16 protein-coding genes are annotated in these 16,090 nt (G+C 65.3%); 4 read left to right on the forward strand and 12 right to left on the reverse strand.

The window, feature by feature from the left end; all coding sequences use genetic code 11:
- Window positions 1–492 precede the first annotated feature (492 nt).
- A complete protein-coding gene (locus BLW82_RS26840; protein ID WP_143063720.1) occupies window positions 493–825 on the forward strand; it encodes a hypothetical protein in 333 nt (110 codons plus the stop codon).
- Window positions 826–1,092: 267 nt separating this feature from the next.
- Here BLW82_RS26840 and BLW82_RS26845 read toward each other — a convergent pair whose 3' ends face one another.
- The 5 genes from BLW82_RS26845 to BLW82_RS26865 all read right to left on the reverse strand — a co-directional run bounded on the left by BLW82_RS26845 (window position 1,093) and on the right by BLW82_RS26865 (window position 5,052).
- The gene (locus tag BLW82_RS26845) at window positions 1,093–1,605 is read right to left on the reverse strand and encodes a nucleoside deaminase (protein ID WP_093502511.1); all 513 of its coding nucleotides are present in this window, start codon (window positions 1,603–1,605) and stop codon (window positions 1,093–1,095) included.
- Between the two features lie 39 nt (window positions 1,606–1,644).
- Complete coding sequence (locus BLW82_RS26850; protein ID WP_093502513.1) at window positions 1,645–2,172, reverse strand: hypothetical protein; 528 nt, start codon at window positions 2,170–2,172, stop codon at window positions 1,645–1,647.
- Complete coding sequence (locus tag BLW82_RS26855) at window positions 2,169–3,860, reverse strand: hypothetical protein (protein WP_093502515.1); 1,692 nt, start codon at window positions 3,858–3,860, stop codon at window positions 2,169–2,171. The genes BLW82_RS26850 and BLW82_RS26855 overlap by 4 nt, the downstream gene beginning before the upstream one ends.
- A 142-nt stretch (window positions 3,861–4,002) precedes the next feature.
- The gene (locus tag BLW82_RS26860) at window positions 4,003–4,203 is read right to left on the reverse strand and encodes a DUF397 domain-containing protein (RefSeq protein WP_093502517.1); all 201 of its coding nucleotides are present in this window, start codon (window positions 4,201–4,203) and stop codon (window positions 4,003–4,005) included.
- Window positions 4,204–5,052 carry a helix-turn-helix domain-containing protein gene (locus BLW82_RS26865; protein ID WP_093502519.1) on the reverse strand — a complete coding sequence of 283 codons (849 nt, stop codon included), beginning with the start codon at window positions 5,050–5,052 and terminating at the stop codon, window positions 4,204–4,206.
- Between the two features lie 215 nt (window positions 5,053–5,267).
- Here BLW82_RS26865 and BLW82_RS26870 point away from each other — a divergent pair, with 215 nt between their 5' ends.
- Entirely contained in the window at window positions 5,268–5,894 is a 627-nt protein-coding gene (locus BLW82_RS26870; RefSeq protein ID WP_093502521.1) for an ATP-binding protein, read from the forward strand.
- Between the two features lie 8 nt (window positions 5,895–5,902).
- On the opposite strand, the gene BLW82_RS26875 is transcribed toward BLW82_RS26870, so the two are convergent.
- Window positions 5,903–6,529: an HNH endonuclease gene (locus BLW82_RS26875; RefSeq protein ID WP_256215965.1), complete on the reverse strand. Its 627-nt coding sequence runs from the start codon at window positions 6,527–6,529 to the stop codon at window positions 5,903–5,905.
- A gap of 270 nt (window positions 6,530–6,799) precedes the next feature.
- Here BLW82_RS26875 and BLW82_RS26880 point away from each other — a divergent pair, with 270 nt between their 5' ends.
- Entirely contained in the window at window positions 6,800–7,930 is a 1,131-nt protein-coding gene (locus BLW82_RS26880) for a DNA cytosine methyltransferase (RefSeq protein WP_093502523.1), read from the forward strand.
- A 54-nt stretch (window positions 7,931–7,984) separates the two neighbouring features.
- Here BLW82_RS26880 and BLW82_RS26885 read toward each other — a convergent pair whose 3' ends face one another.
- From BLW82_RS26885 to BLW82_RS26895, 3 genes are all read right to left on the reverse strand, one after another.
- Window positions 7,985–9,808: a DEAD/DEAH box helicase gene (locus tag BLW82_RS26885; RefSeq protein ID WP_093502525.1), complete on the reverse strand. Its 1,824-nt coding sequence runs from the start codon at window positions 9,806–9,808 to the stop codon at window positions 7,985–7,987.
- The gene (locus BLW82_RS26890; RefSeq protein ID WP_093502527.1) at window positions 9,805–11,220 is read right to left on the reverse strand and encodes a ParB N-terminal domain-containing protein; all 1,416 of its coding nucleotides are present in this window, start codon (window positions 11,218–11,220) and stop codon (window positions 9,805–9,807) included. Before BLW82_RS26890 ends, BLW82_RS26885 begins: the two co-directional genes overlap by 4 nt.
- Window positions 11,221–11,308: 88 nt before the next feature.
- Window positions 11,309–11,986, reverse strand: coding sequence for a hypothetical protein (locus BLW82_RS26895; protein ID WP_177233322.1), 678 nt, complete (start codon window positions 11,984–11,986; stop codon window positions 11,309–11,311).
- A 218-nt stretch (window positions 11,987–12,204) separates the two neighbouring features.
- On the opposite strand from BLW82_RS26895, the gene BLW82_RS26900 reads away from it, so the two are divergent.
- Window positions 12,205–12,894 (forward strand): hypothetical protein, encoded by a 690-nt coding sequence (locus BLW82_RS26900; RefSeq protein ID WP_143063721.1) that lies wholly within the window; start codon window positions 12,205–12,207, stop codon window positions 12,892–12,894.
- On the opposite strand, the gene BLW82_RS26905 is transcribed toward BLW82_RS26900, so the two are convergent.
- The 3 genes from BLW82_RS26905 to BLW82_RS26915 form a co-directional block, all read right to left on the reverse strand.
- The gene (locus BLW82_RS26905) at window positions 12,872–13,357 is read right to left on the reverse strand and encodes a very short patch repair endonuclease (protein WP_093502533.1); all 486 of its coding nucleotides are present in this window, start codon (window positions 13,355–13,357) and stop codon (window positions 12,872–12,874) included. The genes BLW82_RS26900 and BLW82_RS26905 overlap by 23 nt on opposite strands.
- A 262-nt stretch (window positions 13,358–13,619) precedes the next feature.
- On the reverse strand, window positions 13,620–14,600 hold the full coding sequence (locus tag BLW82_RS26910) for a NaeI family type II restriction endonuclease (RefSeq protein WP_093502535.1): 981 nt from the start codon (window positions 14,598–14,600) through the stop codon (window positions 13,620–13,622).
- A gap of 261 nt (window positions 14,601–14,861) precedes the next feature.
- Window positions 14,862–15,776 carry a transposase family protein gene (locus tag BLW82_RS26915; RefSeq protein WP_177233323.1) on the reverse strand — a complete coding sequence of 305 codons (915 nt, stop codon included), beginning with the start codon at window positions 15,774–15,776 and terminating at the stop codon, window positions 14,862–14,864.
- Window positions 15,777–16,090: the final 314 nt, after the last annotated feature.

Raw genomic sequence — 16,090 nt, forward strand, 5'->3', positions numbered from 1 at the left:
CTGGAGGATGCACACGACGAGCCATCGGTTCACATCCCCCGGCCCGGTACGCGCACGGCCCCACGCCCTACGCGGGGCTCCGTCCGTCAACGCCTGGAAGTGGATGATCCCCCTGTGCAAGAAGTGCAGTCAACTCGTCCCGTCCAAACGCCACTTGAACGCCCCGAGGAGAACCCCACACAACGACGGCCATTACCGGGCACACGACCGAAGCCACCGGGACCGCCTCGGAAGCCCGCCCGAGGGGCCTCCCATACCCTGCCCGCGGAGCTCCGGAACTCTGACCGAGGGGCCGCCTCCCATACCTTGCCCGCGGAGCTCCGGAACTCTGACCGAGGTCTCCGGGAGGGGCTGGTCACACGTCCGGCACGCGCAACGCCCGCAAGGCGTCGTCCAGTTCCACAAGGGCACGCGGAGGGGCGTACGTTCCCTGAACGATCAAGTGAAGGCAGGCGGGGTCCGTGTACTGGTCGAGCAAGAGGAGGTAGCCGCGTGAACGGGACCCCGTGCTACGACAGTTGTCGTAGCGGCGTGGAACTGCAGATCGAGCGGGTCATCGTCGCCGCCCTCGAACAGGCCACGGTCCATGTGCGCTGCCTGCGGGGCCCGGTCCGTCGCGGTGCCCGCTTCAACCGCCTCAGCGGTTCAGCACAAGCAGTCGACCTGACCCTGACCGAGGCCCACGTCTACGGGCATCGAGTACCGGCCCTCGACACCGGCCTCACCGCCTTCGTGATGCGCCGGGGGAAAGGCGTCCAGCACCTCGGGCCGGCCACACAGGCCTCCGGCTGGCAGATCATCCAGGGCACCAACCCGTCGCTCTGACCCCTTTACTCCCTGACGTGAAGCCCCCGCCAACGGCCCCCTGCGACCCACCCAAGGGCCGTCCAACGCAGGCCCCACCCCACCCTTCCCGGCCGCCCGCTCGCTTCTTCCCCGTGCTGGAGTGAGCCGGGTCAAGGGTCGGCCGAAGGCCGATCGGCGCCAGCCGACGCGGACGCGGAGCGCAGCGGAGCGGGAGCGCCCTTTACTCGGCTCATGGAGGCACGACACTGCCGAGGAAGCGGGCGGCCGGGGGCATCCTTCTGAACTTCAGAGCTTGGGCTCTACGGGGAAGGGCAGCTTGTCGGCCCAACTTGCGAGGGCCGCCGCCGCGACCTCCCGCGTCTCACCGCCGACCGCGGTTTCCTGGAGCAGGGTCCGCTCCGCATTGGGGACGCTGAGTTCCCGGTAGTACTGAAGGTCCTCGAACCCGCTGACCCCGACATCGTGACTGGTGGCGGCATACACGAGCCGGGACACGCGGGCCCAGTAGCAGGCCACCAGGCACATGGGGCACGGCTCGCTGCTGGAGTACATCACGGCGTCTTCCATGAGATGGCGGCCGAGTTTGCTGCCCGCAGCCCGCAGGGCCATCACCTCAGCATGCGCGGTCGGGTCGCGCAGTTCGACGACCGAACTCGTCCCGGTGGCGACGACCTCCCCGTCGACGACGATCAGGGCACCGAACGGGGTCTTGCCCTCGTCCTCCAGGGCATGACGGGACAGCTCGATGGCCTGGGCGAGAAAGACGTGGTCCTCGGGGGTCTCGGGAGAGAAAGGCACCTGGTCTCCAAGTCTCTGATAGGCCGCTCGCGGCCACTCTCACATGTAGACGGAGGGATCGGCGTCGCCGAAGGGGCCGTCCAGGTCCATGTCGTAGCCCGTGAGGGGCGTGGTCGCGCCGACCGTATGGATGATGTCCAGCGCCAGCCCGGCCCGCTGGTGGTCGGTCCAGTCGCCGTTGTCCAGCACTTCGACCATATCCGGGATGGGCGCGGACGACTGGTCACCCCCGAGGATGAGACGGTGGGTCCTTGGCGCCGGCCGGCCGTCCGCGCAGAGGAGCAGAGCGGCGGCCGACATCCGGAGCTGCCACTCCTCGAACGCCCTGACAGCGGCAGCGGATTCGACCGGCAGACTGTGCAGGACGACGCGGTCCACGGTGAGACTGCCACCGCGACGCAACTGGGCCTTCATGACAGCTTGGTCGATCTCGTTGCGTATGCCGAGGAGGCCGGGCCGGAGCCACGCCAGATCGCACTGCACGATGACGGCGGCCGTCACCGCGTCCGATTCCAGCGCGGCGATGCGCTCACGCCAGACGGCTATGTCCACATCCGGATCCGTCATGCCCCCTCCCTGGTGTGAGACCCGACCAGCGTCAGGATTTTCAGGCCTACGACGATGGCCTCGACCGGGTCCGTCTGCGCGACCTCGGCCGCACCGGGCAGGACGCGGGCGGCCAGACCAGCAGTGATTCTCAGGCTGACAGAGGGCAGCGCGGTGAGGAAGTCACGCAGTTCCGTGTCGTCACCGCCGGGCGCCAGCGGAGCCAGCCGGCACGCGACGGCCAGGATCACGGCGGCGGGCCGGAGCTGCGGCTCCACATGCGGGGCGGACACCCGATAGGTACGGCCGACCCGCCCATGGTGCACGCGTTCACTCGCCGACCCGGTCGCAGCCGTACGGGAGATGAGCCCGAGCAGGGCCGTACGTGCCTCCTCGGCCGTACCGAAGTAACGGTGAGTCGCGAACGTCCGCAGATACGCACCCAGCAGCTGATGATCCGGGGTGAACTCGGGCCGCACGAGCTCCGGAGGGTGGAGAACACGGCAGTCCCGCAGGGTGGCGAGCGCGGTCACCGAGGTCAGGGCCCAGAAGTGGTCGTACTCCTCGACACTCGCGAAGGCAGCACGCGCCGCGTCCGCCGCCGACGTCGCCACGGCGTCCTCACCCCCGAACAGCGCCCGCCGCAGCTGCGTGAGAATCGACGCGCCGTCCCAGTAGTTCCCCATGAACTTCGTGCCGGTGAGGATCTCGTACACCCCGTACAGGGCCCCGGCCTGATGCGCGCCATGGAACTCGGCGAAGTCCGCGCTCCACAGAAGCACTTGGTGCGGCCGAGGAAGCAGGGTGCCGATCTCGTCCGGCCCGCTCGCCGACTTCGGGTCCGGGTCCACGCACCGCAGGATCCTCGACCGGGCGTCCGTGCTCAGCGCGACCAGCTCACGGGCGGACCGGTTAGAGGCGACGCCCCGGACCGACATCAGCAGCGCGGTGTTGGCCAGCCAGGCCAGGTAGCGGCTGAGCGCGCCGAGTGGCGGGGCCGGATCGGGCAGTCTCCGGCACAGCCGGACGACGGAATCGACCAGGGTGTCGGCACAGGCGGTCACCTGGATCGGATCGGCCCCGCTGACGAGGGCGGCGCGGGCGAGTCGGTGCAGGACGTCGATATGAAGCGTGATCGCACGCTCGGCCGCCACCACACTCACCTCGGCATCGGCCAACTGGTCCACGAGATTCCGCACAGCCGTCGGATCGTTGCTGGTCACGGCTTGGCTGATGGCGCTGAGGTAGGCATTGACTACGGAACCGTTCTCGAAGTCACCGGCCGACGCACCGCCTCCGGCGCCGGCCTGCCCGAGCTCCCCGGCGAGCGTCCGGCACAACAGCCGGTTACGCCCGCCGACGCTGGCCAGACCGAAGAGCTGTATGAACGAGAAGATCCCGAAGATGTTGGCCAACAGGAACAGCAACGCGCCGTAGGTCGCGCTCATCCCGTTGCCGCCGAGCAGGCCACAACCGGTGAAGAGAGCGGCGAACCAGCCGATGAGCACCCACTCCCGGAAGGCGATGTGGCTGTCTATCGCCTGTAAGGAGGGCCAGGAACTGGCCGCCGAGAAGGTGAGCGCGAAGATCACGGCCTCGCCGGTCAGCAGCGTGGCGAAGAACGCGATGCTGAACTGGGTGGCGGCCACGACGTCATCGGCGCTGCGCGGATACAGGACCGCCACGACGGCGAGTACGACAGCACACACGCACAACACGACTTGCCGACGCCTCTGCACCACAGCCCGCTCGCTCCCCCTGCGCCTCAGCCGACATGGTTAACTCTGGCATTTGTGAGGGGAGTTGCCAACGAGGCCTAAAGCCCGTGGCCGGGCTGGACCCGCCAGCCGGTCATGTCGCGATGTCGGCCACGAACCTGTTCCACGTCTCAGCCGCGATACTCAGGTGAGGACCGGCTGGTCGCTTGGAATCGCGTATGAGAACCTCTGCCCGGCCAAATGCTGCCTCAAGACACTCTGTGGCGTTCCCCCCGCTATATGACGATTTAAACCATCTGGTTCCTTCGGTAACTCCACTGACGACGGGGGGCATTCACAACTCCTGGCAGATGCTTTGGATCATGGATGAGGAAGCTTCCATGTCCAACGCTTGGGCGCGAAGGTACTCGAACGCAAGTCTGTACCGGTCAAGTTCCTCGTCCTTCTCAAGGAAGAGTGAGCCTGTGTGGAAGTCCACGTACACCACGTCGAGGGCCGGCTCGGTACCGCCGATGATGACGAAGCTGCCCAGAGCGGCGGCGTGGGCGCCCTTGGAGAAGGGCAGCACTTGGAGCGTGATGTGGGGCGACTCGTTCGCTTCGAGGAGCCGGATGAGCTGTTCCTTCATGATCTGTGGTGACCCGACGACCCGGCGGATCACGGACTCGTCGAGAATCGCCCAGAGCCGCAACGGCCTGGGCGCGCGGTTAAGGATCCCCTGCCGTTTCATGCGGATGTCGACCAACCGCTCGATTTCCCTTGATTCCAGGGGGATCTCGTTGGCCCGCTGCAGCGCGGTGCTGTAGGCGCGCGTCTGCAGAAGGCCGGGGACATAGACGCAGGAGAAGTGGCTCTCGCTCACCGCTTCGTCCTCAAGGGTGAGCAGCAGGTTCATGCTCTCCGGGATGGAGTCGGCGAAGGAACTCCACCAGCCCTGCTGCTTGGCGTCTTTCGCCAGCCCGACAACCGCCTGTCGCTCGGCCTCGGTTGCGTCGTACTCCCGGCACAGGGCATCGACGACGATCCACTTAACAGGCCCCGCCTGTGTCTCGTACCGGCTGACTGTGGCCTTGGAGACACCGACGAGCCCTCCCGCCTCCTCAAGCGTCAGGCCTTTGCGGGCACGCAACTTGCGCATCATCGCACCCAGTTGGCGGCGGCGAGTGGTGGTCCGCTCAGCCATACGACTCCTCTGCTTACGCCCGGGCATGGCCCGGTGATCGTCCTCAGGCTAGGCAGCGGGCGAACTGGCTGACCACCAGATTCACTCGATGGATTCTCGTGAGAAGTTACACAGAGAGATTTCTCTCTGTCATCCTCTCTTACGGGTCGCTACGCGCTGAAGTCGTACGGATACGGCGGGCGCAGCATGCGCGTGGCTGTGAAGGAGAAGCTGACATGTCTGGTTGCGAGATCCCCGAGCCCCGACTCCGCTGTGTCCTGCCGTTCGAGGCGGCGCCGCCGGAAGTGCGCCTGCTTCGGAAAGCGGTGGTCGGTCAGCTAGGGCGATGGGGCTTGCTCGCTGCCGCCGACGAGGCCGCGCTACTGGTGACGGAGTTGGCGACGAACGTTCTCAAACACGTCGGTGAAGGCGCGTCGGCGACCTTGATCCTCGAATGGAGAGGTGGGCGACTGCGGGTGGAGGTCCACGACAAGAGTCGTACCATCCCGGCGCTAAGGTCGGCTGGGTGTGACGAGGAATGCGGCCGGGGCTTGCATCTCATCGCGGCGTGCGCGCTGGACTGGGGTGCCGTCCTGACCGCAGCCGGCAAGGCGGTCTGGTGCGAGATTCCGCTCAGCGCAGGGAAGGGCTCTCGCCGCGTCGAACGAGCGGCCGAGGCTCTGGAGGGTTACCGGGCCGGTTGCCGTGGCCGACACGGAAAGATGACGGAGGCAGGCATCGAGGAGTCGGTGATCGAACTTATTGCCGACCTGCTCCACTGGTCCGTCGCCCGCGGTCATGACCCAGATGACGTTCTGGACTTGGCCCAGATGCACTACGAGGCCGAAGCGGATGCGGCCTGATGGATGTCTCACTGCCCAAGCTTCTGCATCTGCTCGCGAATGGCGTCAGGTGTGCGCCAGGATTCTCTGCGGAAACTCTTGTGGCACATGCGGTGGCAGTTGGCGCACAGAAGGGCAAGATCCAGGAGCCGGGTCTCTGTCACCCCCGATACGTGGAGAGGCAGGCTGTGGTGGACCTCGATGTAGCCGTCCCCCAGCTCGCCGTAGGCAGCAGTGAAGTCGAACGAGCACACCTCGCACCGCAGAGGGAGGCCCTCTTCCAGGACCGCCTGGATCTTCCGGTCGCGCAGGGGCTTGCTCCGCTCGCGGTAGAGGGCCCAGCGTCTGAGCAGCTGTCCTTCGCGTGCCAAATCGGTCTCGCCCTCCTGGGCGGGTATGCCGACGATCTCGGCGGATGCAACGCCAGCGTGCAGAGCCTTGGCGGCGGCGAGCATCTCGGCGGGACGCTCTGTGAAGTCGGCCACTACCTCACGGGTCAGCTGGCCGCCCTTCATGGCGACCCCGTGATACCCGGCACGGGCTGTCACGATGTTGCCGGCCTTGAGGCTGACGCTGCCAGGGGAGCGGAACCTCGGATCTGCCGCCGCGCCATCGTGCAACGGAAGCTTCCTGAGGATCTGGGACAGGTTCTGCACCCGCTTGTCGGCTGGCCCCAGCTCACGCCAGCGGTTTTCGACAACGAGCGCTCAAGCCAGCAACAGCTCGTCACGCGTCCAGTTGATTTTTGCCACAGCAGTATCGTACGAGTATTCGAAATCGCCATGCGGTTGGTGACGAAGGTGAGGCAGAGGATGCCGCACACTGGTGTGTGCCGCCGTGTCGAGTCGCAATGTCAGTGGGTCATGTCACCCTCTGTGATGGCTGCCGTATGAGGCGTCACTGGAATTCGTGCAAGAGGAGGGGCCATGACGGGCACTGACCAGGACTACACGTCGATCGAGATCTGCGCCGGTGCTGGCGGACAGGCGATCGGACTGCACCTGGCGGGTTTCAGACACCTCGCCCTTGTGGAGATCGACAGGTACGCGGCGGCGACCCTGCGCGAAAACATCGAGGTGCACCCGAAGTGGGACTGGGAGCGCGCCAACTGTGACGTGCTCTGCCAAGACGTGGTGGAGTTCGACCCCGCGCGTGACTTGGTGAAGAGTGCCGGTCTCTACAAGCGGGGTGAGGTTGACCTTCTTGCCGGGGGTGTGCCCTGCCCGCCTTTCTCTCACGCTGGCAAGCAGCTCGGCGAGGACGATGAGCGTGATCTCTTCCCGCGCATCCTGGAGCTGGCCGAACTCATCCGTCCTCGCGCGGTGATGATCGAGAACGTCCGCGGACTCATGGACCCCAAGTTCCACGACTACAGGTCGCGCATCCAGGCCAGCCTTGAGGAGATGGAGGCTGACGAGGACGGGAGGCCGGGCTACGAGGTCGTGGGGTGGGACGTTTACGAGGCGGCGGAGTTCGGTGTTCCGCAGCTTCGGCCGCGCTCCATCCTCGTCGCTTTCCGGAAAGACGTGCTGAAGGATCTGAAGTACGAAGCTCCTGCGCCCAGTGCCGAGACGGTAACGGTCTATAAGGCACTAAAAGATACGATGCAAGAGCGCATTGCACCGTTTTTGACGGGGGCTAAAGCTGTCCAAGCGCAGAAGGTCTTCGACGATTGGGCAGTCGGCGCTAAAAAGGGCGTAGCCCCGACGCTCGTGGGCGGCTCCAAGAAGCACGGTGGCGCTGACCTCGGTCCCAGCCGAGCTAAGAAGGCGTGGGCAAATCTGGGCGTCTCAGGCATGGGTGTGGCCAACGCGCCTGTAGACGGCAAGCCGACCGGCACCGAGGACCGCGATCTGTTTCGTGCCGGAGGGCCCATGCTCACAGTTCGCCAAGCCGCGATCATTCAGGGATTCCCGACGTACTGGGAATTCTCGGGCGGCAAGACAGCCCAGTACCGGCAGGTCGGGAACGCGTTTCCGCCGCCCGTCGCACAGGCCATCGGCCAATCGATCATGGAAGTGCTCAAGGCGGACCGCAAACGCGCCGCCAGCCAGTGACTGAGGGCGGCTGAGCTGCGGCGCACATAAGCGGTATCGCAGCTCAGCCGTCCGTCAAGGCAGGCGGCTGTTCAAGTGCGCGAGCAGGGCATGGATGTCATCGGCGTCCATGCCCAAGCCCGTGGTCTCCTCCTCCTGGAGGTCGCCTAGTTGGCGAACCGCAGGGTCATCGAGCACGCTGCCCAGGAAGTGCAGCTTCTTTTCGAGGCGCACGGCCACGATCTCGTCGATCGTGCCCCGGGCCGCCAGTACGGTCACGCGGGTCTCGGTGCCTCTGGGCAGTCCTAGCCGGTGAATGCGGTCAAGGCTCTGGAGGAAGCGGCCGGCCATGAAGTCGCGGTCCACGTACACGGCGTCATGGCAAACCTGGTGAAGGCTGATCCCCTCGCCCAGGGTCGCGGGGTTGGAGATCAGGACCATGCAGGATGGGTCCTCACGGAAGCGGCTGAGCTCAGCTTCCCGGTCCTGGGTGGCTCCGTGGACGGAAGCGGGGGCGTACGGCGCCAGTAGCTCCTCCAGGGTTTTCTGGCTTCGAATGAACCCAGTCCAGACCAGTGTCTTGCGGTCGGCCCGTGCGTTCTTCGCGACAATGCGAACGGTTTCCTCGTATTTGGGCGACAGTTCATGCCGAGGGAGCCGCTGGAGCAGAGAGTGAAGTGAGTCGTCGTCGGAGACGTCAAGCGCGGGAAGTTGAAAGGCGAGCGCTTCATAGGGGGTGTCGCTCGGGGCCAGCAGGGCCGGGCTGATTGCGGCCATGAGCGTGCGCATGGCCGCCTTGCCGAGTGCGGCCAGGTCGCCTCGGCGTGCGGACGGATCCCCTTTGAGCGCGTCGTACAACTCGCGGTGCAATGGCGGAAGATCGACATAGCGGACTGTGGGTTCGAAGGGAGGGAGACCCAACTCCTTCTTCGTCGTCCGAGTGAACAGCGGGCGCAGGGCTTGGCTGGCGTAAGCGAGATCCCCGCCGCTGACCGCTTCGACGACGAGTTGCTTGCCGCGCCCTGGCCAGACGAACGAGAGAAGGCTCTCCAGATCCCGGGCACCGTTTGGAGCTGGTGTCCCGGTGAGGATGAGGCGCCGCCGGGCCAGCGGCCCTAGCGACAGACAGGCGGAGCCGTAGGTGCCGCGCGCCCCGAGTTTCATGCGGTGCGCCTCATCAAGCACGAACATCGCCGGGGCCGTACGCAGCCACTCTGACAGGTGGCTGACAGAGCCAGCCAGCCGTTCGTAGTTGACCAGAACGACATCAGCTCGTGGATCGGGGAATCCACTGTCCATGACTGATGTGAGCAAGGGCTCCTTGAAGCAGGCGTCTCCTTCGAACTGCCAGGCTTCGTAGGCCGACTTGGGGCATACGACGAGCAGGCGCCGGACTTCTCCCCGCTCGCGCAGGGCACTGAAAACCGCCAGTGCCGTCCGGGTCTTGCCGGCACCGGGAACGCTGAAATTCGCGCCGTGTCCCAGTGACAGCAGCTCCGCGATCTCCCTCAGCTGGAACGCAGTGAGGTCTGCTTGCCACCCTGCGCCCAGCAGTGCGTGCACGCTGTCGGGCGCGAGCGGTACCTCATCAGAAATAACAGCTGGGGAGCTGAGCCGGGTCTGCACAGTCTCGGCGTCATCAAGGACACCTGTGACCAGGCTTGCCAGCTCAGGCTCCCACTCGACATCGGAGTGGGGCCAGCTGGCCAGCTCGCCGATGGAGAACAGAAAGCTGTCCAGATCGGCATCGGAGGTCAGCGGCCCGCGCTGGCCACCCGGAGTCACCCGGGTGGCCAGCATCCCGAAGTCCCTTTCCAGACCGGGCCGGGCACGGAGCACTGCCCGCGTCCTGGTGATGTCGAAGGCAATTCGAAGAGACGGGAGGTCAGAGTGCGTCATCGCTGGTCTGCCACGGCCTCACGCAGCCACGACAGGCCCTCCCCTGGGAGCTGGATGCTCCTCGACGCCTCCGCTGACAGCTTGACCAGCGTTTGCCTGAGTACGATCAGAGTGTCATCGAAAGCGCCCTCGTCCAGGCTGTTGTTGCCCCGCGCCAGTACCAGGTCTGTGACGCACTGCTGAAGATCATCAACTGCGGCGATGATGCGGTCGGGAGCGACAAGCCGCTTCTTCTGCTTGCGGATCGCATCTTCAGCGGCATCGATCGATTCGTCGAACGCCTTCTCCAGCAGGGTTATGGAGCGGTTGGCCTCGACCATCTCTTCGGGAGTCGCGGTGGTCCCGGAGTTCTGCGTGGCCTTGGCTCTGAGGAGAGTGTCAGTAAGGGCACGCGCCTTAGCGGTCTCAGAACTAGGCCCTGGCACACTACGGCTAAGGCCCGGAATGGAGACTGCCTTCGGAGACTCCGCAGGCATGTCCCAGGGTCCGTCAGGCAGACGATGAGCCAGATAGCTTTCCCGGAAGTCCGTGCGGATGTAGCGGATGTCGGTCTTGGCGACATCCAGGACGATGGCTGCCAGTCGGTACTCAAGCAGGGTGTCGGCCTTCTCCTTGTCCTTGGCCTTCTCCTTGACATAGGTCCGGTACAGCTCAGCGAAGCGTTCCTGAGCGTCTTCAAAATCCATCAGTCGTAGCTTGGCCCGACCGTGCTCGCTGCGCCTCACTAGATCACGCAACTGTCCGAGAACCCAGGTGTCTCGCTCAAGCGCGGGTGTCGAGGTGTGGAACAGCTTGGCGATGGCAGCGAGAGGAAGACCTTGCTGAATCTGCTCCTCAACGGCCATTAGGCGGTTGATGTAGGAGTATTCACGTCGACGGTCGGGCCTGAGCTGCAACGACAATTCGACAGAGCGAATGTCATCCCAGGTGCAGCTGGCAGGCAGTACACCCACGCGGATGGATTGGACACCGAGTTCCTTGAGAGCGGCTCGCCGGGTGTTTCCGTTGACGAGAACACCATCACGGGAGATGAGCCCAGGCTCGTTCTGGTGGTGGTCCTGGAGGCTTTGCTTCAGCTTTTCGAAATCAGGGTCGCGCAGGTGCGGGTCAGACGGCTTGGCCATCAGCAGCTGGTGCAGGTAACCCTGGCCGGCCTCGGACCAGTGGTCCTTCGTCAGTGCCTCTTCCTGTGCGGGGTCGTAGGCGCGCTGAGCGCTCACCCTGTGAGTTGCCGGATTGTAGTAGAGCTCATCCACCGGCATGTCGATGACTTCGACGTGGATCGGACGACCCCGGAACTCCACCCGGAGTGTTTCGGGTACAGAGACTCCCGAGCGCGCGTCTTGGAGACGCTGCTCCACCTTGGCGCGGATGTCGTTCGCTGTGGGCGGGACGCCGAAGTCCGTCGGCATGATTACCTCTCATAGCTGGAGCGGTCTGTGGGACCGGTTTCGAACGGGTCGGGGCGGTCGTCGGCGGCTGGCCCGCCCCCATCGGCGTTTAGCCCAAGCCGCTGCGGAAGGCTTCGCGTGCCTCAGCCGGCAGTGCCCGGTACTTCGCCCAGACATCCTCCACTGAACTGAAGGTTCGGGCGTCCTCCCTGATCCAGGACTTCAGAATGCCGAGTTCGAACGAAGGGAGCGCGGAGGCCTCCGCGAGCAGCGCCGGCACGTCGTACGTGGCACCGATACCGCCGACTCGGCACCGGTTGCACTCGACGACGTACTGCTGAGCCTTCGTGCCGTTCGGGAGCCGGACCTCGCGCTTGGCCACATCGAGCTGAGCGGTGACTTCAGAGCCGGTGTACGTGTCCCCGGGAGTGGCACCACACGAACTGCACTTGTGGTTGTAGGTGGCCAGCAGCTCCCGGCGCTGGTTCACCGTGATCGCGCTCTTCGGCCGAGTGCCGCGGCCGGGCTCCCAGACGGCTTCGCCGCGCTGGACGTAGCGCTGTTCGTTCGCATCGAGGTCGATGTCCTCGCGCTTAGTGTCGATCTTCCAGCCGAAGTCGCGGAGATCCCGCATGCGGCGGTCGATCTGCGACACATCCGGAAAGGCGTCACGGAGTTCCGTCTTGGTGAAGACGTTCCCCTCGCCGACCACCTGGACGAGCCAGAGAGCGGCGCGCTTCATCGTGCCCAGTTTGCTGTCCTGCCAAGAAGGCAAGGCCGTGCTCATCTCCACCTCGCAGAGCCTGAGCGGGCCAGCCCGACTGCGTGTCAGGACAGTTGATGCCTGACAGTGGCCCGCATGACACAACGGAACATCACGTCCGTCTGAAAGCAAAGTGTCTGGGTGTCCGGATGAGCATCCGGACAAAACTGAGGGTCGAGTGAGGGATGGGCAGAGGCACACTGTCGTCAAAGCTTTGATGGGGTGGGACACAAGGAGCTGGCGTGCCGAGACCGGGTCGCTTCAAAGAACTGGATGCTGGAATACCGGAGGAGAGAAAGGCTCTGGCCAGGGCCGTGCGCCGCTTGCTGAGCGTGGTCGACCTCTCTCTGAGGGAGACACACAAGGAGCTGGCGAGGCGCAACCACGGCTGCGACACCTCGGCGAGCGCACTCTCCGACCTGCTCAACGCACGCATCTACAAGCCAAAGCGTGAGGTGATCCGCGGACTCTACGAATTGGCCGAGACAGTCGCGAGGACAAGCGACGCCTCCATGCCAGTCACCTGGGAAGAGCTTGAGAACCTTCGGGTCAAGGCATGCGAACCGCCGGCGGCTTTGTGTGCGAACTGCGAGCGCACCGTGTTGCCGGTCCCCCGAGCGCAGGGGGACCGGCAACACGCGCAAGGTCAGTGGCCCACCGCGCTGACCCTGCTGGACATGAAGCAGAACCGAAGGGCCGAGGACGTTGCCGGCATCCTGAGGCACGTGGGCGTGGTCAGCGAGCCGGCCGAAGTAGCTCACGCGGTGGCCGCGTGTCAGGCATGCGGGCTGGGGTCCGAGGCAGACGTGATTCTCCGCTACGCGCAGACCGGGCGCGATGGGCGCCAGCTTGCAGAGATCGCCTATGAGTTTCTGAACATCGAAGACCACATCATGGCCCGGCGGGTGCTCAAGATGTCTCTGGCTCTGTAGCGGTGTCTGCCTTTCCGGCACCAGAGACCGGACGCCTGGATATCACCGCCTGGCAGATCGCTGCACTGCTTTCCTCTGCTGACTCGTGCTCCCAGAAGCGCAGAACAAGCCAGCCGGCTGCCCGCAGGCGCTCGTCCGTATCGCGGTCCCGGGTCATATTCCGGGCCACTTTGTCGGACCAGTAGCCCGGATTGGTCTTTGGGGAAACGTAATGCTCCGGGCAGCCGTGCCAGTAGCAGCCATCGATGAAGACGGCTACTTTCGCGGGCCGGAAGACCATATCGGCGGTACGGCGGAGGCCGGGTAGCGGGCGAGCCGCTACTCGGTAGCGCAGACCTTGGGCGTGCACGAGTCGACGGACAAGCCGTTCAGGCGTGGTGTCCCGGCTCCGGATCGCCTGCATGTTGCGGCGGCGTGCGGCGGACGACGCCCAAGAGCCCTCGGGCGGCACCCAGGCGGCCATGGACGGGTCTGGTTCTGGGGTGGGAGTAGTCATCAGTAGTGAGCTATCAGCCGGGCAGAGTCGGCGGCAATGTTCCAGGGGAGGACAGTTCTGTTCGGCGACCTCGCTGCGGCCGGGATCCGCCTTCCATTATCCGGTAGGAGCCGGACACGTTGAGGGCCGAGCAGTTGATGAAAGTCATGGTGTGCTATTTATGGCGATCGGACTATTTACTTGCTTATAGGGTACTGCGGCAGGCAAATGTGGCCCGGCATGTCTGGCGTCAGTCTCCTCTGGTGTGTGAAGGAAGAGCCGGTGCGGGTACAACCAGGTCATCCGGCTGAGCGAGGACCCATTCCTTACCGTCGAGGGAGACTCGCGGGGAATCCCCGTGCTGGGGTCCGGAGGGTGTCACTCGGGCGCTGACGAATTCGCCTTCCTCGGGGAGGGGAAGGCCAAGTCGGCCGGCGATCATGCGGTGGCTGGCATAGTCCCCCATGATGAGGATGCCCTCCGGCCTCAGCGCCGACCGGCTGCCGCCGTTGCCGCGGACTCGTTTCATGTAGTCCTTCTGCTGGGCCACTGTGCGCACCACGTTGCGGCCTATGCGCCGCCTCTGAACCCGCCGGAAGAGTTCGTTCAAGCGCTGCTGACCTGAACCCGCGGCGAGCACGGCGTTGCGATCGGCGGCATCCATGTGGAGAAGCACGTTCTCAGGCAGCGGCTCGTTCCGCCACAGCCAGTGGATCTTGTCTCGGTGTGCAGCCTTGATGGTGAGCTTGAGATCACGGTTGTTGCCCGTGTTAAGCCACTCACCACGTATCCGGACAAGACCGATGCTCCAGCGCGACCTGTAGTCGTCCGCCCAGGCCAGCAGACAGAGGTGACCTACCGCTTCCGGCGGAATCATCCAGCCGCCGAACTGCTGTGAGTACTTGCAGTCCACGTCGATGCCGACGATCTGGTAGTCCATGGCGTCGCCATCCGCGAACCGGAACTCGCGCTGCAAGTTGATCTCTACCAGGGTCCCCGCGTGCGTCTTCTCGGTCTTGAAGAGCGTCTTCCAGTCGTACCGCCCGGTCACCTCGCCGTTGAGCAGCTGGTCGATGGTGTCGCGGAGGACCGCGGCAAACCGCCGGCCCGTAGGATCGAGCGCCTTGACGTGCTCGTAGACTTGGTCCAGCTCAGGGTCTGGCAAGGCCGCCATGCTGCGCAGGGCGACCGACTTGGCGGCCTGGATGTCGGCTTCTTCGAAAGGAAGCATGCTCTCCCCGTGGGTGAGTCACTCGTGGTGCTTGAAGCGAGGGCGTCTCAGAACGCTCCGACGATAACTGCAACGGGACGGCAGGAACGCTTCGTCTTGCAGCACACCAGCCCGTCGTTCCGCGCCTACTGCCGTCTTCGGTGGAATCACGTGATCGCCAAGATGACTTGGCCAAAGGCGGCCGTGCCGGTTGCGGTGCCGGCCTTACGAGTTGGTGCGTGATAGCGGATGAGGCGTGTTTGGCCTGGTCGTGGACTGTGTTCAGGTGATGCAGGTGCGGTCAGAGACGAGGCCGGCGATGGCGCGGTAGGTGTCGGGCAGACGGTCGCGGTGATGGGTCCAGCGCGTCAGTTGCTTCCAGCGTTTGTGATCAGCGAGGGCGTGTTCGACGGTGATGCGGTCGGAGGAGTGCGCGTGGCGGTCGCGTTCCCACTGTTCGACTCTGCCGGGCAGTGCTCCCGGACGCGGTTTCCTGGGTGGTGTGATTGCTTGTCCGCGGTGGTCGCGGCTCAGGCCGAGGTAGCCGTCGTCCAGGAGGACCTCGACGTCGGGAAAGTGTTGGAAGCAGATGGCGATGCCTTCGTTGCGGGCAGCCGTGGCAGCGTGCATACGCCCAGGTCGCAAGGCGTCGGTCCATAACGTGCGGCCTTGATCGTCGGCGATGACGGTGGCCTTCATGGTGTTCTGTTTCTTCTTGCCGGAGACGAACGCGCGTCGTCCGCCGCGGCCGGCCGGTGGCCGGCGGACCTGGATCTCCGTGGCGTCCAAGCGCAGCTCGACGCCCTCGGCCTGGGCGTAGGCAAACACATCCGGCAGCGTCCGAAGACGCAGGCCGGGATGGTCGGGGACCGCGCATCCTCGCTCCGCAAGCAGCGTGCGTACTTCTGCGATCGCGCGGGTGACGGTGGAGCGGTCGACGTCGAACAGCAGTCCCAGCACCGCGTGCGGCAGGTCGTGTCTCAGATGGATCAGCGTGGCCACCAGCCGGTCGACGAACACCAGCTGGTGACGGGCGCCGGCCCCCGCGGCCCGCTTGCGGTCCCCGCCTCGCGCAGCATGGCGACGGCCCTCGACCCGGGCCTGCCACGGCACCGCCAACTCCTCTACCAGGCGGGCGAGATGACGCCGAGAGATCCCCGTGAACAGCCGATGCGCCAGCACCGCCCGATTGACCATGATCGCCACAGTCGGTCATGCCACCGGCCAGGCACGCCGCCTCACCCGCTATCACGCACCAACTCGTTAACCGCATGGTCGTGGCGAGCGTCAACGACGTCAGCAGGAGTCCATCGCGATACGGCACGAGGGCAGGAGGCTGTCTCTGGCCGAGGCCGATTCCGGGTGGCCGATCAGTTGCTGTGCGTTCAGGTGGTTCTCCAGGCCAAAGCAGCCCATTCCTGCCGGGTGGCTACCTTCCGTTGCGAGCGGAGTCCGGTCGCCACGGCTGGTGACGGCGGGGGCGTCGGACGGGACGGCCTGGGTCCTGCGGC

Origin of the sequence: Streptomyces sp. Ag109_O5-10, assembly GCF_900105755.1 — a bacterium.
Taxonomy (GTDB): domain Bacteria; phylum Actinomycetota; class Actinomycetes; order Streptomycetales; family Streptomycetaceae; genus Streptomyces.

Bases quoted from the DNA above. Each gene is read 5' to 3' on its own strand.
- BLW82_RS26880 (WP_093502523.1), top strand. From the start codon at position 6,800: ATGACGGGCACTGACCAGGACTACACGTCGATCGAGATCTGCGCCGGT.
- BLW82_RS26910 (WP_093502535.1), bottom strand. From the start codon at position 14,600: ATGCTTCCTTTCGAAGAAGCCGACATCCAGGCCGCCAAGTCGGTCGCC.
- BLW82_RS26905 (WP_093502533.1), bottom strand. From the start codon at position 13,357: ATGGCCGCCTGGGTGCCGCCCGAGGGCTCTTGGGCGTCGTCCGCCGCA.
- BLW82_RS26895 (WP_177233322.1), bottom strand. From the start codon at position 11,986: ATGAGCACGGCCTTGCCTTCTTGGCAGGACAGCAAACTGGGCACGATG.
- BLW82_RS26860 (WP_093502517.1), bottom strand. From the start codon at position 4,203: ATGCCCCCCGTCGTCAGTGGAGTTACCGAAGGAACCAGATGGTTTAAA.
- BLW82_RS26870 (WP_093502521.1), top strand. From the start codon at position 5,268: ATGTCTGGTTGCGAGATCCCCGAGCCCCGACTCCGCTGTGTCCTGCCG.
- BLW82_RS26890 (WP_093502527.1), bottom strand. From the start codon at position 11,220: ATGCCGACGGACTTCGGCGTCCCGCCCACAGCGAACGACATCCGCGCC.
- BLW82_RS26865 (WP_093502519.1), bottom strand. From the start codon at position 5,052: ATGGCTGAGCGGACCACCACTCGCCGCCGCCAACTGGGTGCGATGATG.
- BLW82_RS26885 (WP_093502525.1), bottom strand. From the start codon at position 9,808: ATGACGCACTCTGACCTCCCGTCTCTTCGAATTGCCTTCGACATCACC.
- BLW82_RS26915 (WP_177233323.1), bottom strand. From the start codon at position 15,776: ATGGTCAATCGGGCGGTGCTGGCGCATCGGCTGTTCACGGGGATCTCT.
- BLW82_RS26850 (WP_093502513.1), bottom strand. From the start codon at position 2,172: ATGACGGATCCGGATGTGGACATAGCCGTCTGGCGTGAGCGCATCGCC.